Source organism: Vibrio sp. CyArs1 (assembly GCF_022432925.1).
GTDB lineage: Bacteria > Pseudomonadota > Gammaproteobacteria > Enterobacterales > Vibrionaceae > Vibrio > Vibrio mediterranei.
Window position 1 is genome coordinate 220021 of sequence record NZ_JAKRBO010000004.1, and the last position, 21077, is coordinate 241097.

Genomic DNA, 21077 nt, shown 5'->3' on the forward strand with positions numbered 1-21077 from the left:
TATGCTATCGCAACTAAGGGATATAGTTGAGCACGTTTCAAAGGTTGAAGATGTGCACGCCGCCCTCGAAATTCTTGTTCAACAAACTTGTGCAGCTATGCATACTGAATGCTGCACAATTTATTTGGCAAATAACGATAAACAGCGTTTGGAGTTAATGGCTACACAGGGCCTGACCTTCAAGGGCGACACTATCCATATCGATTTTAACGAAGGTCTAGTCGGCCTCGTAAAACGAACTGCCGAACCGATTAACTTGGCAGAAGCTGCCAAACATCCCGCATTTAAATTCTTCCCAGAACTTGGTGAAGATATCTACCATTCTTTCCTCGGTACACCGATTATTCATCGTAAACAGGTCCTTGGCGTTTTGGTTATCCAGCAAAAAACGTCGCGTCAGTTTAGCGAGATGGAAGAGTCTTTCTTAGTCACACTCGCAGCTCAGATAGCGGTTTTGATAGCACATGCAACTGCACAAGGGCATGGCTTCTTTGACGATAATAAAACGGCGGTGATTAAAGGGATTGGGGCGTCATCGGGAGTAGCTATTGGCCCAATCTGGTGGGACAACACTCAACCTGACTTAAGCAATGTATTTCCAGCTTCCGCGTTGGATATTGCGCGTGAACACGAAACGTTATCGGTCGCCATCGAAAATGCATTGGCTGACTTTAAGCGCATGCGTAAGAAGTTGGATCTTGAATTAAATAAAGATGCACTAGCAATATTTGATCTGTTCACTCACTTACTAAATGATCCTATGCTGCGCAATGATTTAAAAGCGCAGATACAAAAAGGCGATCGAGCAGACTGGGCTTTGCGCCAAGTAGTAGAAAGTTATGCGAACCGTTTTGCCAAGATGTCTGATGTATACATGCGCGAGCGTGCTCAAGATGTCAAAGAACTTGGCCAACGTTTGCTGTTTTTCTTGCACAATACTGAGCAGCCTATTCATGAGTTCAATGAGCCTGTTATTCTTGTTGTGCGTGAACTTACTGCGTCCATTCTCGCTTCAGTACCCAAGGAACAGCTACTAGCTGTGGTGTCTCTTGAGGGGGCGGCGAACTCTCATGCGGCTATCTTATCCCGGGCGATGGGAATTCCTGCCGTTATGGGAGTGAACACTAACCCTGAGCTCCTAAGTGGCAAGGTTGGTATTGTTGATGGGTATAGCGGTGAGATTTTCCCTGATCCTAGTAATGAATTACTACTTGAATACCAAGAGTTAGTGACAGAAGAGACTGAGTTGTCTCGAATGGTTGAACAAACCGTTGATCTTGAAGCAAGTACAAATGATGGTAAACGCATCCAAATTATGCTGAATGCTGGCCTTAGCGCTGATACTAGTATTTCTTTGAATAAGAATGTCGATGGTGTGGGGTTATATCGAACCGAAATTTCCTTCTTGCTTCAGCAGCAGTTCCCTTCGGAAGAAGAACAGGTGCATCAGTATCGTTCGGTGCTCGGTGCTTATCCGACGAAGCGTGTTGTGATGCGTACGCTTGATATCGGCGGCGACAAGCCTTTGCCTTATCTGCCTATTGATGAAGACAATCCTTTCTTAGGTTGGCGCGGTATCCGCTTTACTCTCGATCATCCTGATATTTTCTTGATTCAGTTGCGCGCTATGCTTCGTGCGAGCGAGGGATTAGATAACTTAAGCATTCTTTTGCCTATGGTGTCGTCGGTACAAGAACTTGACGGAGCGACGGCGCTTATTGAGCAAGCTTATCAAGAAGTATCCACAGAACATCCGAAGGTAAAACGCCCGGAAATTGGCGTTATGATCGAAGTACCTTCTATGCTGTATCTCTTACCATTTATGGCACAGAAGGTGGATTTTGTATCGGTTGGAACGAACGACTTAACGCAATATTTATTGGCTGTTGACCGCAACAACGCTCAGGTGGCCGATATTTACGAAACCCTGCATCCTTCCGTATTGGCGGCAATGAAACATATTTTTGAAACTTGTCAGTCGTATCATCTTCCTGTTTGCATTTGTGGTGAGCTGGCGGGTGACCCTATTGGTGCATTGCTGCTGGTGGGGCTTGGTTACGATACTTTAAGTATGAACACGTCGAACGTCGCGAAAGTGAAGTACTTACTCAGACAAACCTCACAGCAGGAGCTTAAATTACTTGCTGACAAAGCATTGATGCAACCGTATGGTGAAACCATTTATAATCAAATGCGTGATTACTTTGAGGATAAAGGACTAGCTGGCTTCATCCGTGCCGGTAAGTCTTAAACCAACCTTTTTGGAATACATGTGAACTACGAACTGATCTTATTACTACTGTGTCTTGGCGCAGTAGTCGGCACTATGTCCGGGTTGCTCGGCATTGGTGGTGGACTTATTGTTGTCCCAGCGCTGGCTTTCATCCTACCTAAATTTGGTATCGCGAGTGATATGGTTATGCATATTGCACTGGCGACTTCCTTAGCCTCTATCATTATTACATCAGGCTCTTCGGCAGTTAACCATCTTAAACTGGGTAACGTTGATTTGTTTGTTATTAAATGGCTTATGCCCGGCGTGGTGATTGGCGGATTTGCGGGCTCCAATGTCGCAGAGTGGATTCCTTCTCACTATCTACCGAAGGTGTTTGCTGTCATTGTACTGCTTCTAGCAATTCAGATGTTTTTGTCTATCAAATCGCAAGTGACGCGTAATCTCCCTAGTCCTTTTATCACAACATGTTGTGGCGCGGGAATCGGTATGGTATCGAGTTTAGCGGGGATTGGTGGGGGATCAATGTCGGTTCCTTTTCTTAGTAAACATGGCGTTGAGATGAGAAAAGCGGTAGGCTCTTCGTCAGTATGTGGTTGCGTGATCGCGATCGCAGGTATGATTGGCTTTATTATGCATGGCGCTAAAGTACAAGGGCTACCGGAATACAGTATCGGCTATGTCTACTTGCCGGCTTTACTGTCCATTGCTGCTACCTCAATGTTAACAACGAAATTTGGTGCAAAATTGGCGACAACTATGCCAACACCGAAACTAAAGAAGATTTTTGCAGTCTTCTTATTATTCGTTGCATTTTCAATGATGTTTTAATCTCAATACTCAAACCTGATAAGTGAGCGTTTTATGTCTCAGGGATATATCCAGTTTCCTAATATCGACCCAGTTCTTGTTGAATTAGGTCCCATTTCTATTCGTTGGTACGGCTTGATGTATCTTGTCGGCTTTGCATTCGCGATGTGGTTAGCTAATCGTAGAGCCGACAAGCCAAACTCAGGATGGACGCGCGAGCAAGTATCAGATCTGTTGTTTGCAGGTTTCTTAGGGGTGGTGCTAGGTGGCCGCATAGGATACGTCCTATTTTATGGTTTTGATGAACTGCTACGTGACCCGCTCTACTTGTTCAAAGTATGGACTGGTGGTATGTCGTTCCATGGTGGCTTGTTAGGCGTTATTACCGCTATGTTCTGGTATGGCAGAAAGAACGGACGCACGTTTTTTAATGTCGCAGACTTCATCGCGCCTCTTGTTCCTTTTGGTTTAGGTATGGGGCGTCTAGGTAACTTTATGAACAGTGAACTTTGGGGACGAGTGACTGATGTGCCATGGGCGATCATCTTCCCTAATGGCGGACCTTTACCACGTCACCCGTCTCAACTGTACGAATTTGCCTTAGAAGGTGTTGTACTGTTCTTAATTTTGAATTGGTTTATCAAGAAACCTCGCCCAGAAGGGGCTGTGTCAGGTTTATTCCTTCTTGGTTATGGTACATTTAGATTCTTGGTCGAGTTCGTACGTGAACCGGATGCACAATTAGGACTGTTTGGTGGCTTTATTTCTATGGGCCAAATCTTGTCTTCACCAATGATTATCCTTGGTGCACTAATGATTGCATGGGCATACAAAGTCAACGGACCGAAACTACAAAAAGTATCAAAGTAATAGGAATTGTCGTGAAGCAGTATTTAGACTTATGTCAGCGAATCGTTGACGAAGGTGTTTGGATTGAAAATGAGCGTACGGGTAAACGTTGTTTAACCGTAATCAACGCAGATCTGACCTATGATGTCGCCAACAACGCATTTCCTCTAGTTACTACAAGAAAGAGCTTTTGGAAAGCAGCCGTAGCTGAGCTATTGGGATATATTCGCGGCTACGATAACGCTGAAGACTTTCGCAAGTTAGGAACCAAAACATGGGATGCTAACGCGAACTTAAATGAAGCGTGGCTGAACAATCTTTACCGTAAAGGTGAAGATGATATGGGCCGTGTCTATGGTGTGCAGGGTCGTGCATGGGCTAAGCCAGATGGTGGTCATATAGATCAACTTCGTAAGATTGTGGATGACTTAAGCAAAGGGGTTGATGATCGTGGTGAGATCTTAAACTTCTACAATCCAGGCGAGTTTCATATGGGGTGTTTGCGCCCATGCATGTACAGCCATCACTTTTCGCTATTAGGTGATACGCTGTATTTAAACAGTACGCAACGTTCGTGTGACGTACCCCTTGGTTTAAACTTCAATATGGTTCAAGTCTATGTGTTCCTAGCGATTATGGCTCAGATTACCGGTAAAAAGCCGGGACAAGCATTTCATAAGATCGTTAATGCGCATATTTATGAAGACCAATTGGAGTTGATGCGAGATGTTCAGCTAAAACGTGAACCACTGGCGGCTCCGACGCTCCGTATCAACCCAAAGATTAAGACGCTTGAAGACTTAGAAACCTGGGTGACGCTTGATGACTTTGAAGTAGAAGGTTACGAGTGTCACGAGCCTATTCGCTATCCATTCTCTGTCTGAAAATAAGGCCGAGCATTGCTCGGCCTTATTTTTTAACGAGAGCTACCAGTTAATTTTCTCTCTTTCACTAAAGAATCCCGCCGTTGGTCCATCGGCATCGAGCGTTGCTAACCAAATGGCTGTATCTGCGCCTTCTTTGGGGGACTTTAATTGAATATGTTCACCATAATCAGGCAACTCATCCAAATTCATTCCTGAATCAACCCACCCAGGACAGTATGAGTTTACTTTAATTCCAAATGGCTCTAGCTCTTTTGCGAATAATACTGTGTTGGCATTCACACCAATCTTTGAGGATTGATAGGCTGCGCATACATCATCTTTAATCGGTGAGGCCATGTCAGAAAGTTGAGCAAGTTGCCCAGCTTGACTTGATACATTGACTATTCTGGCTTGTGAGGACTTTTTGAGGAGTGGTGTTAGAGCACGAGTCAGTAAGAAAGGACCAATTTGGTTGACCTCAATCACTCGGCGGTAGGTATCTTCATCAATAAGAGAAGGATGTCTACCAAGATCGACTAAGATAGCTGCATTATTAACGAGTACATCAAGGCGACCAAACTGCTCTTCGATCTTATTAGCAACCGCAGGAAAGACCGATGACATGGCGAGGTCCAATTTAAGGTGGGAGGCGGTATAGCCTTTCTGGCGAAAATCATTAACTAATGCTGAGCAGGATTGAATGTCGGCCATGATGACATGAAAGCCTTGTTCCATTAATAACTCAGAGGTGGCTAAGCCGATACCCTGATAAGCACCGGTGACTAAGGCAATTTTCTGCATGACTGACCTTTTTGTTGACGACATATAGGCCAGTCTATCGATGGGACTATCAAAAGGGGAGTAACAAGGGGAATGTTACTCTGTCCCATACATTATGCTGTCAATGGTAATGCTTAGTCGTAATAGGCGTCCTCGATAATTTCCTCTTCAACGATTTCTTCTTCAATAATCTCTTCTTCTACGACAACATCCGTCTCCACTTCACAGGCTCCTTCATCGTATGCACCGTCGATGGTTCCCGCCACTGCGCCAGCACCGCCACCAATAGCTGCTCCAGCAGCAGCGCCAGAACCACCATCTACAATACCGCCAACGACTGCGCCAGTAATCGCCCCGTCGACTGCACCATCAATAGCGCCTTCAGCGGTTTGGTCACAGTAATAGGCATAACTCGGTGAAGATAAGATTAGAGCTAGGGCAAAGAACTTGAGTTTCATGGTTTGTTTCTCGGTTGATGAGTTTGCCTATTAGCCTAAGTGATTGAATTGGTTATTATAAGTAACATCTCGTCAAACCTTGGTTAGTTTAGAGTGTGTTTATTGTTGAGCGTAATTAACAGAAGGGAATGGATTTTCCTCACTGATAGTATCGTTAATAAATCCAGAAAAGGAGTTATAAGGCACTTGCGAGATAGTAAATAAGTCACTCATACTTTAGTTAAAAGAACCAGTGGAGACGGAGCATGCGATTACTAGGGATGGCGTTGAGTCTTATATTAATGGGATGCAGCGGTGCGCCTAACGAAATCCAAGTCGCTGATGAGAAGTTATTGGTTGAGTTTAACCAAGCGGTAAAAGAGGCGACACCGTATGTCGGCCAGCCAGCTAGATGGGGTGGAGTGATTGCAAATTTGACCAATTTAACCCCTAACACCAGTGAGCTACAAATTAGTCAATTTGCATTGGACTCAAAAGCTCGTCCTGATGATACTCAGCAGGGCAGTCAGCGATTTGTCGTCAATGTCGATAGGTTCTTAGACCCTGAGGTGTTTACTCAAGGTAAATCAATGACATTTGTTGGTGTTATAGAAGGCATGACTTCAATTACGGTTGGGCAACAGGAGCTTAAGGTTCCGGTATTAAAAGCTTCAAACTACTATCTTTGGACTGAAGATAAACGCATTAAAACTTATTATGTTGGTGACCCATATTATAACTACTATTACGACAGCTATTATTACTGGGATGATATCGACGACGCCGATTTGATCGAGCACTATGATGACTTTGATTATGACTACGGTGATTTCTAGATAGTAAAAGGCCCAGCTAAATGTAGCTGGGCCTTTTTAGTAGAGCTTAGCGTCTGGCTGCTTAGTGTCTATGCTGTTAGCGCTAGAATAGTGCCTGGAATAACAACAAAGATAGAAGCGAGGTAACCAGCGACGACGGCTTTGTTCTTGATAGCCATGTCCGAGATATAGTCTGCACCTTTCACTGGCAGTTCTCTCAAGAATGGAATACCGAAGATAAAGACGGTTGCCATGATATTAAATACCAGGTGCACCAGCGCGATTTGCAATGCGAATACTGCGTATTCTCCAGAAACTGCTGTCGCTGCTAGTAAGCCAGTGATACATGTACCGATATTCGCACCTAGTGTAAATGGGTAAACATCACGAACTTTCAGCGCACCTGAGCCAACGAGAGGCACCATTAAGCTGGTCGTTGTTGATGAAGATTGCACAAGAATCGTAACGATAGAGCCTGATGCGATACCATGTAGCGGACCACGACCAATAGCGTTTTTCAAAATTTCACGTGCACGGCCAACCATCAGGCTCTTCATTAGCTTACCCATAACAGTAATCGCCACGAAGATAGTTGCAATACCAAGAACAATCAGTAGTACGCCACCTGTTACGCTACCAAATGAGCTTAATGGCTCCTGAATCGCACTTACAACAGGCTTGGTGATTGGCTTGATGAAGTTCAGGCCTTTCATGCTCATGTCACCTGTTGCTAGCATTGGTGATACAAGCCAGCTAGAGATTTTGTCTAGAATGCCAAACATCATCTCCAATGGAAGGAAGATAGCAACGGCTAGCAGGTTAAAGAAGTCATGGATCGTTGCACTTGCAAAAGCACGTTTAAACTCAGTGTTACAACGAACGTGACCCAAACTTACTAGTGTATTGGTAACCGTAGTACCAATGTTTGCACCCATGATCATAGGGATGGCTGTCGTTACAGGTAAACCACCAGCAACCAAACCAACAATAATCGAAGTGACGGTACTAGAAGACTGAATTAGTGCAGTAGCAACTAGACCAATCATTAACCCAGCTACAGGGTGCGAGGCAAATTCAAATAGGACTTTTGCATGTTCACCTGTTGCCATTTTAAAGCCACTACCCACCATTGAAACAGCAAGTAGCAATAAATAAAGCATGAACGCCAAGTTAGCCCAGCGTAACCAACGCGTCGTATTCGACATTGGAGTCGCAGCTGTTGTTGCTTGGTTCATCATAGTTTTCTCCATTTGGCCGTGTAATTCGTAAGTTGGCCTGTTGTTGAATCTGAGGCGATATTAGATCTCAAATATTACAGAAATATGACGTTTCTATTTCTGTGTTAATTAACTGCGATGTTTGCTTGGTTTTTGTACTTGTCGGTATTTTTTGTTTATATAAACTATTGATTTTTAAAAACTGTTTTCTTTAGGAGAAAAAGAGATTAATTTGCCGTCATCAATGAATAAATTCGATTTAGAGCGAGAATTATGATGCTTATATGACAGTGAGATGGCGAATGTGACAATTAAATATTCGGAAATTTCATTGTATTTTAATTGTAACGTAAGTTTTATCGAATATTGTCGCTTGAGGCAGATTTTGCTATAAATGAAACACACTCATTTTAGGCGATATCGCATGTCACACCTTAACTATAATCACCTCTATTATTTCTGGATGGTCTGCAAACAGGGTTCAGTTACGAAAGCTGCCGATGCGTTATTTTTAACGCCTCAAACAGTAACAGGGCAGATTAAAGCATTAGAAGAGAGAATGGACGGTAAGCTCACTAAGCGAAATGGACGTAGCGTTGAGCCAACTGAGTTAGGGCAGTTGGTATATAAGTATGCTGACCGCATGTTTGGTTTAAGCTATGAAATGTTGGATATCGTAAACTATAGCCAGCGTTCGAATGTACTGTTCGATGTTGGTGTGGCCGATGCTCTTTCTAAACGTCTGGTCAGTAAAATATTGATGACCACTATCCCGCCAGACAACAGTATTCATCTACGCTGTTTTGAATCCACTCACGAAATGTTGCTGGAACAATTGGCTCAGCATAAATTGGATATGATCCTATCGGACTGTCCTGTGGATTCAAGTCAAAGTCCTGGTTTGTTTAGTAAGAAGTTAGGTGAAAGCCGCATGAGTTTCTTTACGTCGGGCTATATCGATAATGTGAGTTTCCCTGAGATTCTTGAACAAAGACGTTTGCTGATACCCGGTAGTCGTACCTCGATGGGACGTAAAGTACTGCAGTGGTTTGATCAACAGGGTATTCAACCGAATATTCTTGGTGAATTTGATGATGTCGCATTGATGAAAGCCTTCTCAATGTATAAAGAGGATGTCATTTTTCTTGCTCCAAGTATTTACATGTCAGAGATGAGAGACAAACGCCACCTTCAACTGATCGGCGATATTGAAGATCTGAAAGAAGAATATTACGTTATTTTTGCTGAGCGAATGATTCAACATCCGGCGGTAAAGAGTGTTTGTGAGGCAGATTTCACCGATTTGTTAGCGTTCTAAGATTCGTGTTAGGTAACAAATTGGTAAAGAGAAATACACTATTTTAAACAAAGCGCTACTAACAACATTTTTATCCATGTAAAATGTGATGAGATTTATGGATTTATTACGAGAAAGATGGTTAGTGTCTAAGTGATAAAGAAGTAAATAAAGACGGATAAAACATAGAGGTAAAGTATGAACTTGCAGGAGATGGAAAAAAACGCATCACAAGCGGTAGTTCTCCTTAAGGCGATGGCTAATGAGAGACGCCTGCAAATTCTGTGCATGCTCCACAATACAGAGTTATCAGTAGGGGAATTGTGTACTCGATTAGAACTCAGTCAGTCAGCATTGTCACAGCATTTGGCCTGGCTGCGTCGAGATGGCTTAGTGTCGACGAGAAAAGAAGCGCAAACGGTCTACTACACATTAAGTAGTAAAGAAGTTCGTCAGTTGATTGAACTATTACACGGCCTTTATTGCAGCTCAGAATAGTGTGATTTACAGATACAAAAAAACCGGCATTAGCCGGTTTTTTTAACACAATACAAAGTCTAAATTATAGAGCTTTGATTGCAGCAGAGAAGCGTGCCTTGTGACGAGCTGCTTTATTCTTATGAATAAGGCCTTTAGTCGCCATGCGGTCAAGGATTGGAGTAACTTCTGCAAATGCTGAAGTTGCTGCTTCTTTATCGCCAGCTGCGATAGCTGCGATTGTTTTCTTCATGTAAGTGCGCATCATAGAGCGACGGCTAGCGTTGTGCTGACGACGTTTCTCAGCTTGGATAGCGCGCTTCTTAGCAGATTTACTGTTTGCCAAGGGTCTAACTCCCAAAAACTTAGTTCGGTGACAATTTAAGGGCGAGGAATATCCCTCATTTGCGCTTAATTGTCAAATGATTTGTGCAAAAACCCGACGATACAAAACAACTTTTGATATCTGTGGGCTATCGCGGTTAAGATGGCGGGGATTCTAACAGTATTTTTCGACCAATGCTAATACTAATCCTCTCTTCAATAACAAACGCTATTGAATCCGATAAATAGCAGGCATTGGCTAGGTAATTCAGAGGTTATTGTGAGTAAACGCCTTCTTAAGTCAGGCATGATTGTTAGTGCCATGACGCTGGTGTCTCGTGTATTGGGACTCGTTCGAGACGTTGTAGTTGCCAACCTTATGGGGGCAGGTGCAAGCGCAGATGTTTTCTTCTTTGCTAATAAGATTCCTAATTTTCTACGTCGTCTGTTTGCTGAGGGGGCTTTTTCCCAAGCATTTGTTCCGGTGTTAACGGAGTATCACGCATCAGGAGATAAAGATAAAACTCGTGATTTAATAGCGAAAGCGTCAGGTACCTTAGGCGTCATTGTGACAATAGTGACGTTATTAGGTGTTATAGGGTCAAGTGTTGTCACGGCACTATTTGGTTTTGGTTGGTTCTTAGATTGGCTGAATGATGGGCCTGCTGCGCCTAAGTTTGAGCTTGCCAGTTTGATGCTTAAGATTACCTTTCCTTACTTATGGTTCATCACCTTTGTGGCGTTATCTGGGGCTATTCTCAATACCTTAGGTAAGTTTGCTGTTTCTTCTTTTACCCCTGTTTTTCTAAACGTCATGATTATCCTCTGTGCGTGGTTTATTTCTCCAAACCTTGCCCAGCCGGAAATTGGCTTAGCCATTGGCGTATTTTTAGGTGGTTTTGTTCAGTTTGCCTTTCAATTGCCTTTCTTAATAAAAGAGGGCGTATTGGTAAAACCTAAGTGGGGCTGGCGCGATCCTGGCGTAGTGAAAATCAGAACTTTGATGATTCCAGCATTATTTGGTGTGTCGGTTAGCCAGATTAACCTGCTTTTTGACACCTTTATTGCTAGTTTTCTTGCCACGGGGTCGATCAGTTGGCTTTACTATTCCGATAGACTACTTGAGTTCCCTTTGGGCTTGTTTGGAATCGCTATCGCGACGGTTATTCTTCCTGCGCTGTCACGCAAACATGTAGATGCGCATAGTGAAGGGTTCGCTAGCACGATGGATTGGGGAGTTCGAATGGTTATTCTTTTAGGTCTTCCAGCCATGTTAGGACTGATGGTGTTAGCCAAGCCGATGTTGATGGTCCTGTTTATGCGTGGTGAGTTTACTCCTCACGACGTTCATCAAGCATCATTGTCATTGTTAGCTTACGCATCCGGCCTGCTTAACTTTATGTTGATTAAGGTGCTGGCTCCGGGTTACTACTCGCGTCAGGATACCAAAACACCAGTGAAGTATGGCATTGTAGCCATGGTGTCTAATATGATCTTCAATGCTATTTTTGCTTACTTCTATGGTTATGTTGGACTAGCGATGGCAACCGCGTTGTCGGCATTTATCAATATGGCGTTGTTATACCGAGGGCTACACCTACAACGTGTTTACCAGATTAGCCGTCAGACTATCGGCTTTGTGGCACGTTTAGTGGTGGCGGCCGTGGTTATGGTGCTAGTGCTTCGTTGGCAGCTACAAGATATGCAGCAATGGCTGACTTGGGGCTTAACAGAGCGTGTGTATACCTTGATCGGATTGATTTTGATGGGTGCTGTGAGTTATCTAGTTAGCCTATTTGTTCTTGGAGTTCGAGCTCGAGATCTAAAAGCAGCGACAGATTAACAATGATTGGTTATAATCCGTCGGTTTCACACTAGTATTATTTCATTAAGCAGGTGGTTTAGTCGTTTCATGGAACTCATTCGAGGCATACATAACCTAAAAAATCAGCACCATGGCTGTGTGTTAACCATCGGAAACTTCGATGGTGTGCATTTGGGGCACCAACGTGTACTCGAACAGGTGAAGAAGAAAGCATTGCTTTTGGGTTTGCCTGCTGTAGTAATGACTTTTGAACCGCAACCGATGGAATTGTTTGCTAAGGATAAAGCGCCAGCTAGACTGACTCGTCTTCGTGATAAGTTTGAATTGCTTGAAGCAATGCACTTGGATCGTTTGTTGTGCGTTAACTTTAACCGCCGCTTTGCCAGCATGTCACCGGAGTCTTTTATCAAAGACTTGTTGGTGAATAAATTGGGTGTTAAGTTCCTTGTTATCGGCGATGATTTTCGCTTTGGCAAAGGGCGAGAAGGCAACTTCGATATGCTCAAAAAAGCCGGTGAAGAGTTCGGCTTTGAGGTGGTGAATACCGCTAGTTTCTGTGTAGAAGACACACGTGTGAGCAGTACGGCGATTCGCCAAGCACTAGCTAGTGATCATCTTGATGAGAGTGCAGAAATGTTAGGGCGTCATTATACGCTGTCTGGGAGAGTGGCTCACGGTCAAAAATTGGCGCGTGATTTTGGTTTTCCAACTGCTAACATTTCTTTGAAACGCTATGTGTCACCTGTTCGTGGTGTATACGCTGTGCAGGTGTATGGGGTTGATAGTCAACCGTTACCTGGCATTGCTAATGTTGGTAAAAAGCCAACCGTAGCAGGGACTACCCCAGATTTAGAAGTGCATATTTTCGACTTTGAAGGCAACCTTTATGGCAAGCAAATTGAAGTCGCTTTATTGCATAAAATTCGTGATGAGAAAAAGTTCGAGTCACTTGAGCTGCTTAAGCAGCAAATAGAATTGGATGCTGATGTAGCAAGGGTGTGGCTACGTCAGTTTAAGGGTTAGCGGAAGATTCCACCGCTAACATAATGTCTAACTTTCGCCCAATACAACGGAATTAAGAATCGATGAGTGAGTATAAAGATACCCTGAACCTACCTGAAACAGGGTTTCCTATGCGCGGCAATCTGGCAAATCGTGAGCCAGAAATGCTTAAGCGTTGGTATAAAGAAGATCTTTACGGTGAGATCCGTAAAGCTAAGAAAGGCAAAAAATCCTTCGTGCTGCACGATGGACCTCCATACGCGAACGGTGACATTCACATTGGTCACGCACTAAATAAGATTCTTAAAGACATTATTATTAAATCCAAAACACTTTCAGGTTTTGACGCCCCTTATATTCCTGGTTGGGATTGCCACGGTCTACCAATTGAATTAATGGTAGAAAAGAAAGTAGGCAAACCAGGTCAGAAGGTAACGGCTGCTGAATTCCGCGAAAAATGTCGCACTTATGCGGAAGGCCAAGTTGAAGGTCAAAAAGAGAGCTTCAAACGTCTAGGTATTCTTGGTGAGTGGGATAAGCCTTATCGCACAATGGACTTTGATACTGAAGCGAACATTATTCGTGCGCTTGGCAAAATTGCTGATAAAGGTCACCTATTGAAAGGCTTCAAGCCTGTTCACTGGTGTACAGATTGTGGCAGCGCACTAGCAGAAGCAGAAGTAGAATATAAAGATAAAGTTTCTCCTTCTATTGATGTACGTTTTAAAGCGGCTGATGAAAGCGCGCTTATCTCTAAATTCTCATTGAATGAAGGTCATGAAGGTCAAGGTGATATTTCAATCATCATCTGGACAACAACACCTTGGACTCTGCCAGCAAACCGAGCAGTCTGTCTACGTGATGACTTAGAGTACGTATTGATTCAAACAGAAGGCGACAAACCAGAGCGTATTATCGTTGCGTCTGAGTTAGCAAAAGATGTGATGGATCGTGCTGGTATCGAGCACTTCCATAATCTAGGTTTTGCGAAAGGTGCAGATCTTGAGTTATCTCAGTTCAACCACCCATTCTATGACTTTACAGTACCAGCTATTCTTGGTGATCACGTAACTACCGATTCTGGTACTGGTGTGGTGCATACAGCACCTGGCCACGGCCAAGAAGACTTTGCAGTAGGCCAAAAATATGGTCTAGAAGTTGCGAACCCTGTAGGTTCTAACGGTGTCTATCTACCAGACACAGAGCTATTTGCTGGTCAGCATGTATTTAAAGCTAACGATGCCGTTGTAGAAGTACTTAAAGAAAAAGGTGCGCTACTGCATCACCATGCTTACGAGCACAGCTACCCACACTGCTGGCGTCATAAAACGCCAATCATCTTCCGAGCAACACCACAATGGTTCGTATCAATGGACCAAGCTGGCCTTCGTGCTAAAGCACTGGAGTCAATTAAAGGTGTTGAGTGGATGCCTGAGTGGGGCCAAAGCCGTATCGAAGGTATGATTGAAGGTCGCCCTGAGTGGTGTATCTCTCGTCAGCGTACATGGGGTGTGCCAATTGCGTTGTTTGTTCACAAAGAAACAGCTGAACTTCATCCGAACTCACTAGAACTTATCGAAAAAGTAGCTCAACTTGTTGAACAAAAAGGCATTCAAGCTTGGTGGGATGTTGAGCCTGCGGAACTATTAGGTGATGAAGCCGACAACTACGAGAAAGTGCTTGATACACTAGATGTATGGTTCGACTCAGGTGTGACACACTACTCTGTTGTGGATGCACGTGAAGAATATAACGGCAATAGTGCTGACCTATATCTAGAAGGTTCTGACCAACACCGTGGTTGGTTCCAATCGTCGCTAATTACGTCTATTGCGATGAAAGACGAAGCACCATACAAGCAAGTGCTGACTCATGGCTTTGTGGTTGATGGTCACGGCCGTAAGATGTCGAAATCTATCGGTAACGTTGTAGCTCCAAAAGATGTTACCAACAAACTGGGTGCGGATATCCTTCGTCTGTGGGTAGCTTCAACAGACTACACTGGTGAAGTGGCGGTTTCTGATGAAATCCTTAAGCGTTCTGCTGATGCTTATCGTCGTATTCGTAACACAGCCCGTTTCTTCCTAGCGAACCTAAATGGCTTCAACCCAGAAACGGATCTTGTTCCTGCTGATGAAATGGTAGCGCTTGACCGTTGGGCGGTTGGTCGTGCGCTAGCTGCACAAGAAGAGATTGTGAAAGCTTACGGTGAGTACAACACGCACGCCGTAACACAGCGTTTAATGCAGTTCTGCTCTATCGAGATGGGCTCTTTCTATCTTGACGTGATCAAAGACCGTCAATATACAGCGAAACTTGGTGGTCACGCACAGCGTAGCTGTCAAACTGCTCTTTACTACATCGTAGAAGCACTGGTTCGTTGGATGGCGCCAATCATGTCGTTCACAGCAGACGAAATCTGGAATGAAATGCCGGGTCAACGTGACAAGTTTGTGTTTGCAGGTGAGTGGTTTGATGGCCTATTTGGCCTTGCTGAAGGCGAAGAGCTAAGCAACGAATTCTGGACTGAAATCCAGTCAGTTCGTAATGCGGTGAACAAGCAACTTGAATCTGCACGTGCAGAAAAGATCATCGGTGGTGCACTGCAAGCAGAAGTCACTCTATATGCAGACGATACGCTGACGGCAACCATCAACAAGCTTGAAGATGAGCTTCGTTTTGTACTTCTTACTTCAGCAGCAACAGTTAAGCCGCTATCAGAGAAAACTGACGCTGCGAAAGAGACGGAAGTTGAAGGTCTGTTTGTTGAAGTTAAGGCAACGGAAAACGAGAAATGTGACCGTTGTTGGCACCACACTCCAGATGTAGGCACGATCGAAGGTCACGAGAAGATTTGTGGTCGCTGTGTTTCGAACATCGTAGGTGAAGGTGAAGTTCGTAAGTTTGCTTAATTGACAGTAAGTCAACGGAACTTTTAACTAATATGACAGCCCCAGTCTTTACTGGGGCTATTTTTAGCTAGTACTTTTCTTATGCTTGTTTAAGCATGACAATTTAAGGATTGGAATGAGCGAAACAACAATTACCTTTAAGCAATCGGGTGTGCGCTGGCTTTGGTTAGCCATTGTCATTTTTATTGCCGACATTAGCATCAAGCTGGTTGTTATGGACAACATGGGATATGGCTGGGCAAATCGCATTGAAATCCTGCCATTTTTCAATTTACTGTACGTTCACAACTATGGTGCTGCGTTTAGCTTTCTAAGCGAACAAGCGGGATGGCAACGTTGGCTGTTCACTGGTATTGCGTTTATTGTTACGGGGCTATTAACCTATTGGATGAGCAAGCTCCCAGCGAAAGAAAAGTGGAACAATATTGCGTATGCCATGATCATTGGCGGGGCGGTTGGTAATGTTTTTGACCGTGTTGTACATGGTTTTGTTGTTGATTACCTAGACTTTTACTGGGGAACATACCATTGGCCAGCTTTCAATTTAGCTGATATGGCTATCTGTATCGGTGCCAGTATGATTATCATCGATAGCTTTCGCAACAAAGAGGCTAAGTAATAATTGCCAATAACCTTAAGCGCTGTGCGTTGATATGCACGGCGCTTTTTTATATAACAATAGCGATAACGAAACGACAAATAACAAAGAGCAATACTAAGACTCTTTGAGAGCAAAGGAAGCAGTAACGTGAGTAAAATTTCCCAAGATAGTGCGGTCACTCTACATTTTACCATTAAATTGAAGGATGGCTCAGTCGCAGATAGCACCCATAATATGGGCAAGCCCGCTAAATTTATTATTGGTGATGGAAGTTTAAGTGAGAACTTTGAAAGTTGCCTGATCGGTTTATCAGTAAACGAGAACAAAGCTATCGAGTTGAAAGCAGAAGACGCTTTTGGTATGCCGAATCCAGACAATATTCATCATATGGACAGAGCGAAGTTTGTGGGTGACTCTGAGGTGGAAGTCGGTACAATAATGGCCTTCTCTGGTCCTGATGGTATGGAAATTCCAGGTATTATTACCGATATTGCAGGTGATTCTGTAACGGTTGATTTTAATCACCCGTTGGCCGGACAAGACGTGACATTTGAAGTGGAAATTCTCGAAGTAGAATAGTAAGCAGAGTAAGTAGAAGCGGTTGATCAATGAGTAATGAAATGAAAATTAAATTAGCTAACCCACGAGGCTTTTGCGCCGGCGTAGACAGAGCAATCAGTATTGTGGAGCGTGCTTTAGAAATGTATCAGCCGCCAATTTATGTTCGTCATGAAGTGGTTCATAACCGATTTGTGGTAGAAGGTCTAAAACAGCGTGGTGCGATTTTCGTGGAAGAGCTCAGCGAAGTGCCAGACGATAACATTGTTATATTTTCTGCTCATGGCGTCTCCCAAGCGGTTCGTAAAGAAGCTAAGCAACGTGCTCTCACTGTGTTTGATGCGACGTGTCCTCTGGTAACGAAAGTTCATATGGAAGTAGCGCGCGCCAGTCGTAAAAGTATGGAAGTTGTTCTTATTGGTCATGCTGGTCATCCAGAAGTGGAAGGCACAATGGGTCAATACTCTAGTGAGACAGGTGGCATGTACCTTGTTGAGCGACCAGAAGATGTTCTTACACTTAAGGTAAACGATCCAACCAACCTTCATTATGTAAGCCAAACGACCTTATCTGTGGATGAAACGGCCGATGTGATTGAAAAGTTGCGTGAAGTGTTCCCTGAGATTCAAGGGCCTCGCAAAGATGATATTTGCTACGCGACACAAAACCGTCAAGATGCAGTCCGAGAGCTAGCACAAGCCGTGGATGTGATGGTTGTTGTTGGTTCAACAAACTCATCGAACTCCACTCGTCTTAAAGAACTTGCGGAAAAGCTGGGGACACCGGCTTATCTCACTGATACTCCAGACTTGATTGAGGCATCTTGGTTTGAAAGTAAGGGGTTAGTGGGCGTAACGGCGGGCGCTTCAGCTCCTGAAGAGCTCGTGAATCAGATCATTGATAAAATTAAAGACTTGGGTGCAGATGACGTTGAAGAAGTGTTAGGAAGAGAAGAAAACATGTTCTTTGAAGTTCCTAGAGAGCTGCAAATCAAGCAGGTTGATTAACATGAAAACGCCGCATCATGATGCGGCGTTTTTTTATTAAGTATTGATATTACTAAGGCAGCTTTATAAATCATTGCGTAAAGATTACGAAAGGTAAAAAATCGTTTCAACTAAGATAATCACCTTTACTCATTGACGATTTTTGGTATCCTAGCGCCGCTATCGAATCGATAGTTTTTTCGGAGATAACTATGAACAATACCGACCATCCTCCTAGTATCAAGGGAGAAAAGTAACAACTCGTCGGTAATTACGATCTTCGTACCTACCTTCGAGGTAGGGCTCCTTTCCTTTTAATAACTTATCGTTATTTTTCTCCTTTCTGCTATTTCGTTAAGACGTCTGCACATTTGCGTGTAAGGCTATTATTTTGACGTTTGATGGTCGTTACCAACGCTAATCGGGAGATTCGCCATGACGGTAATGAACAATACTTATATTGAGAATGCGCCACTGTTTTCAGAAGAAGAAATCAGTGCGGCAACTCAAGCATTTTTGAAATACGACACAGCACAGCAATTGAACCTATTGACCGTGATGCCAATAGACGAAGCCGTTGGTGTGTTGCAACACTGTGCTTTAGGGCAGGTGCAATATTTAATCGAACAACTCGACTTGCAAGGCCATGATAGACGAGCCAGGCATTTTGCTCACCAATTGGGACTGATTCACTCTGAAGCAGAGACCACTGGTGGTTATCTGACAACAGGTGTTATGGAACACGTAAAGCAACGCATTGGTTGGATCATTACGTTGGCACTGTTAGGGATTGTCTCGGGTCTTATTATAGCTCAGTACGAAGATACGCTTAGCCAGCTAGTACTGCTAGCGGTCTATATGCCTGTAATAGCCGCAGCTGGTGGTAACACTGGTACTCAAGCAGCGACATTGGTGATCCGCGCTCTAGCAACAGGAGAGCTAAGAAAGCGTCAGTGGCTAGAGGTACTTTGGAAAGAAAGCCGAGTCGCAGTCTGTCTTGCTGCGGCGGTTGCTTTAGTTATGGTTGGCCGAATTCTCGTCTTCGGTGATGTGAACTCAGCCGGTGGCTTTGACATTCATTTAATTGCCATGGCCATTGCAGTAGCGTTGTTTATTCAGGTAACGGTATCAACGACTCTAGGTGGTGTGCTGCCTATTATTGCTCGAGTCTTTAAACTAGACCCAGCAGTACTGGTGAGCCCAGTACTGGCTTCGATTGTTGATATTTCAGGGATGTGGATTTACTTCACTGTTGTGAATCACTTCTTAGGTTTATCTTAAACCTGCCTAAAGAGTCACTTAAGTAAAGCGCAGCTAAGGCTGCGCTTTGTTTTTTGAACGTCCCAAAGAGTAGCTATAGTCTACTACTTGACGATAGTAGCTCTGCTCAAACTGCGTTAACGGTGAAATAGTGGGAGTTTTAGTTTTTGGTTTTTGAGGGTGATAGTCGGTGACAAACTGCACAAATAGACTCTCTGGTTTCCCCTTATCATCAAGGCCATATCCCATCATATTGTAAGTTCCGAATAGCGACCCACTTTTGGCGATAAGCGCGCCTTTGATAGGAACCTTTCTCATACTAGAGCGATATTTCAATGTGCCATTGTTACCGGAAACGGGCATAAGCTTGATGAGTTTTAACGTGCTGTCATTATCATAGATGTAGCGCAATACTTGCTGCATCTGGTTGGCTGTAAGGCGATTATTGCGTGAAAGCCCAGAGCCATCTTCAAGCACGGCAGATTGAATGTCGATACCTGCTTTAGTCTTCAAAATCTCTTTAATTGCCGCTGTTCCGTTATTAAATGAGCCCGCTTGCCCATAATAGCGAGCGCCGAGTGTTTTGGTTATATTGTCGGCATAGAGGTTGTTGGAGTCCTGAAGCATCACGGCCAATAACTCAGGAAGAGGTTTTGAGCGTTGGATAAATAGTGGCTGCTCATTCGCTATCTCAGGATTACCCATCTTTATTTCACCTTTAAGATTCATTCCTAAACGCTTGAGCTCTGTTTTGATGACTTCTGAGGTAAATAAATCGGGTGAGGCGACAGCAAATTTAAGTGGTAAGGGCGAGCTCCTATTGACCACACAGCCATCAATTGAGTAATGATTTTGTCCATCAAATTGAAGTTCGAGGTCGCAGTGAGCTTGTTCTTGATCTTGTTTAGAAAGACTAACGGCAGAAGTAGAGACAGTAATAGGCTGATGAGCAGGAACATTTACCCGCGTAGTACCATCTTTATTGGTATAAAGTGCACCTTGGACACAGTTGCCATCTAAGGTGATCGCTGAAGATGGGGCACTATAACAGACACCAAGAATATCCCATGGCCACCCTACAGCTCTTTCGTATCCACTGAACACTGTATCATCAAGCCATATCGTATCGATGTTCTTGCCGACACTTGATTTAGCTTCTTTTAGCATCGTTCTTAGTGCTTCGCGACTAAAAGTTGGATCGCCTGTATAGCGAATAATTAAGGTGTTTTTAGAGTGTGATAACACTGTTTCAAAACGAAAATTATTGGGTAGCGCCAGCTTTGCTGCGAGCGCAGTGACCACTTTAAGCGTGCTAGCGGGAGGAAAGAACTGGTCGGCATCTAGTGAGATGAGCGTTTCTGTTGGTGAATGTAATGGCGCCAAAAGTAATGCATTGCGGCTACCATCTGGTAAGTACTGAGTCGCGTCGACACCAGTAGCGAAAGAGGAAAAAGGTAGCATCATTAATGCAGTGAGCAAGCATTTGGATTTCATAAGTCGGTTCGTTAAGTTGGGCTTATTTTTAATGTAGGCTAACAACCTATTAAGTCGAGATAAAGTGATAAATTATCAAAGAAATCTATGAAGTTTTTATCTCAAGATAGACAGTGAAATACGATATGCATTTGTTGACAATATAAGTCTCAACTTAGTTGAGTTGACCTTGCGTATGCTAAGAGACCTAAGCTATATTGTCTTGCTGACCAGTAAGCTTTCGAACTTAAGGCAGAATAGAGCCAGTGTTCACTTCGAAACACACAGATAGTCGTCGCAATTGTGAATTTTAAGATGACTGATTGTTTCTAGCATCAATGAACGAATGTGTGAA

The 21077-nt window shown here is 43.7% G+C and carries 19 protein-coding genes; 14 read left to right on the top strand and 5 right to left on the bottom strand.

The window, feature by feature from the left end; translation table 11 throughout:
• The first annotated feature begins 1 nt into the window (after position 1).
• The 4 genes from ptsP to MMA19_RS14315 are packed head-to-tail and all read left to right on the top strand — an operon-like array spanning position 2 to position 4776.
• Positions 2-2251 (top strand): phosphoenolpyruvate--protein phosphotransferase, encoded by a 2250-nt coding sequence (ptsP, locus tag MMA19_RS14300; protein WP_240206507.1) that lies wholly within the window; start codon positions 2-4, stop codon positions 2249-2251.
• Positions 2252-2272: 21 nt separating this feature from the next.
• A complete protein-coding gene (locus MMA19_RS14305; RefSeq protein WP_006075641.1) occupies positions 2273-3064 on the top strand; it encodes a sulfite exporter TauE/SafE family protein in 792 nt (263 codons plus the stop codon).
• Between the two features lie 33 nt (positions 3065-3097).
• Positions 3098-3913, top strand: a complete 816-nt coding sequence (gene lgt, locus MMA19_RS14310) for a prolipoprotein diacylglyceryl transferase (protein WP_038225522.1) — start codon at positions 3098-3100, stop codon at positions 3911-3913.
• A gap of 11 nt (positions 3914-3924) precedes the next feature.
• Positions 3925-4776 carry a thymidylate synthase gene (locus MMA19_RS14315; protein ID WP_240206508.1) on the top strand — a complete coding sequence of 284 codons (852 nt, stop codon included), beginning with the start codon at positions 3925-3927 and terminating at the stop codon, positions 4774-4776.
• A gap of 42 nt (positions 4777-4818) precedes the next feature.
• Here MMA19_RS14315 and MMA19_RS14320 read toward each other — a convergent pair whose 3' ends face one another.
• Entirely contained in the window at positions 4819-5559 is a 741-nt protein-coding gene (locus tag MMA19_RS14320; protein ID WP_240206509.1) for an SDR family NAD(P)-dependent oxidoreductase, read from the bottom strand.
• Positions 5560-5672: 113 nt separating this feature from the next.
• On the bottom strand, positions 5673-5996 hold the full coding sequence (locus tag MMA19_RS14325; RefSeq protein ID WP_240206510.1) for a hypothetical protein: 324 nt from the start codon (positions 5994-5996) through the stop codon (positions 5673-5675).
• Positions 5997-6241: 245 nt separating this feature from the next.
• Between MMA19_RS14325 and MMA19_RS14330 the strand changes: the two genes are divergently transcribed.
• Positions 6242-6811: a Slp family lipoprotein gene (locus MMA19_RS14330; protein ID WP_240206511.1), complete on the top strand. Its 570-nt coding sequence runs from the start codon at positions 6242-6244 to the stop codon at positions 6809-6811.
• Between the two features lie 68 nt (positions 6812-6879).
• Here MMA19_RS14330 and MMA19_RS14335 read toward each other — a convergent pair whose 3' ends face one another.
• Positions 6880-8025: a Na/Pi symporter gene (locus tag MMA19_RS14335; RefSeq protein ID WP_031493676.1), complete on the bottom strand. Its 1146-nt coding sequence runs from the start codon at positions 8023-8025 to the stop codon at positions 6880-6882.
• 406 nt (positions 8026-8431) lie between these two features.
• Here MMA19_RS14335 and nhaR point away from each other — a divergent pair, with 406 nt between their 5' ends.
• Positions 8432-9325, top strand: a complete 894-nt coding sequence (gene nhaR, locus MMA19_RS14340; protein WP_006075376.1) for a transcriptional activator NhaR — start codon at positions 8432-8434, stop codon at positions 9323-9325.
• 177 nt (positions 9326-9502) lie between these two features.
• A complete protein-coding gene (locus tag MMA19_RS14345) occupies positions 9503-9802 on the top strand; it encodes a metalloregulator ArsR/SmtB family transcription factor (protein ID WP_006075375.1) in 300 nt (99 codons plus the stop codon).
• 64 nt (positions 9803-9866) lie between these two features.
• Here the strand turns inward: MMA19_RS14345 and rpsT are convergent, their stop codons facing one another.
• The gene (gene rpsT, locus MMA19_RS14350; RefSeq protein WP_031493675.1) at positions 9867-10127 is read right to left on the bottom strand and encodes a 30S ribosomal protein S20; all 261 of its coding nucleotides are present in this window, start codon (positions 10125-10127) and stop codon (positions 9867-9869) included.
• A gap of 258 nt (positions 10128-10385) precedes the next feature.
• Between rpsT and murJ the strand changes: the two genes are divergently transcribed.
• From murJ to MMA19_RS14385, 7 genes are all read left to right on the top strand, one after another.
• Entirely contained in the window at positions 10386-11948 is a 1563-nt protein-coding gene (gene murJ / locus MMA19_RS14355) for a murein biosynthesis integral membrane protein MurJ (RefSeq protein ID WP_006075373.1), read from the top strand.
• A gap of 69 nt (positions 11949-12017) precedes the next feature.
• On the top strand, positions 12018-12953 hold the full coding sequence (gene ribF, locus MMA19_RS14360; protein WP_006075372.1) for a bifunctional riboflavin kinase/FAD synthetase: 936 nt from the start codon (positions 12018-12020) through the stop codon (positions 12951-12953).
• A gap of 62 nt (positions 12954-13015) precedes the next feature.
• Complete coding sequence (gene ileS / locus MMA19_RS14365) at positions 13016-15844, top strand: isoleucine--tRNA ligase (RefSeq protein WP_240206512.1); 2829 nt, start codon at positions 13016-13018, stop codon at positions 15842-15844.
• Positions 15845-15959: 115 nt separating this feature from the next.
• Positions 15960-16463 carry a signal peptidase II gene (lspA, locus tag MMA19_RS14370; protein ID WP_240206513.1) on the top strand — a complete coding sequence of 168 codons (504 nt, stop codon included), beginning with the start codon at positions 15960-15962 and terminating at the stop codon, positions 16461-16463.
• Between the two features lie 129 nt (positions 16464-16592).
• Positions 16593-17024, top strand: coding sequence for an FKBP-type peptidyl-prolyl cis-trans isomerase (gene fkpB, locus MMA19_RS14375; protein WP_038225509.1), 432 nt, complete (start codon positions 16593-16595; stop codon positions 17022-17024).
• Positions 17025-17053: 29 nt separating this feature from the next.
• Positions 17054-18010, top strand: a complete 957-nt coding sequence (ispH, locus tag MMA19_RS14380; protein ID WP_081836341.1) for a 4-hydroxy-3-methylbut-2-enyl diphosphate reductase — start codon at positions 17054-17056, stop codon at positions 18008-18010.
• A gap of 414 nt (positions 18011-18424) precedes the next feature.
• On the top strand, positions 18425-19270 hold the full coding sequence (locus tag MMA19_RS14385) for a magnesium transporter (RefSeq protein ID WP_240206514.1): 846 nt from the start codon (positions 18425-18427) through the stop codon (positions 19268-19270).
• 33 nt (positions 19271-19303) lie between these two features.
• Here MMA19_RS14385 and dacB read toward each other — a convergent pair whose 3' ends face one another.
• Positions 19304-20743: a serine-type D-Ala-D-Ala carboxypeptidase gene (dacB, locus tag MMA19_RS14390; RefSeq protein WP_240206515.1), complete on the bottom strand. Its 1440-nt coding sequence runs from the start codon at positions 20741-20743 to the stop codon at positions 19304-19306.
• Positions 20744-21077: the final 334 nt, after the last annotated feature.

Excerpts from the sequence above, each read along its gene's own strand:
- MMA19_RS14320 (WP_240206509.1), bottom strand. The coding sequence starts at position 5,559 with ATGCAGAAAATTGCCTTAGTCACCGGTGCTTATCAGGGTATCGGCTTA.
- MMA19_RS14385 (WP_240206514.1), top strand. The coding sequence starts at position 18,425 with ATGACGGTAATGAACAATACTTATATTGAGAATGCGCCACTGTTTTCA.
- ileS (WP_240206512.1), top strand. The coding sequence starts at position 13,016 with ATGAGTGAGTATAAAGATACCCTGAACCTACCTGAAACAGGGTTTCCT.
- ptsP (WP_240206507.1), top strand. The coding sequence starts at position 2 with ATGCTATCGCAACTAAGGGATATAGTTGAGCACGTTTCAAAGGTTGAA.
- dacB (WP_240206515.1), bottom strand. The coding sequence starts at position 20,743 with ATGAAATCCAAATGCTTGCTCACTGCATTAATGATGCTACCTTTTTCC.
- nhaR (WP_006075376.1), top strand. The coding sequence starts at position 8,432 with ATGTCACACCTTAACTATAATCACCTCTATTATTTCTGGATGGTCTGC.
- MMA19_RS14330 (WP_240206511.1), top strand. The coding sequence starts at position 6,242 with ATGCGATTACTAGGGATGGCGTTGAGTCTTATATTAATGGGATGCAGC.
- MMA19_RS14335 (WP_031493676.1), bottom strand. The coding sequence starts at position 8,025 with ATGAACCAAGCAACAACAGCTGCGACTCCAATGTCGAATACGACGCGT.
- lgt (WP_038225522.1), top strand. The coding sequence starts at position 3,098 with ATGTCTCAGGGATATATCCAGTTTCCTAATATCGACCCAGTTCTTGTT.
- MMA19_RS14345 (WP_006075375.1), top strand. The coding sequence starts at position 9,503 with ATGAACTTGCAGGAGATGGAAAAAAACGCATCACAAGCGGTAGTTCTC.
- MMA19_RS14325 (WP_240206510.1), bottom strand. The coding sequence starts at position 5,996 with ATGAAACTCAAGTTCTTTGCCCTAGCTCTAATCTTATCTTCACCGAGT.
- ribF (WP_006075372.1), top strand. The coding sequence starts at position 12,018 with ATGGAACTCATTCGAGGCATACATAACCTAAAAAATCAGCACCATGGC.
- ispH (WP_081836341.1), top strand. The coding sequence starts at position 17,054 with ATGAGTAATGAAATGAAAATTAAATTAGCTAACCCACGAGGCTTTTGC.
- lspA (WP_240206513.1), top strand. The coding sequence starts at position 15,960 with ATGAGCGAAACAACAATTACCTTTAAGCAATCGGGTGTGCGCTGGCTT.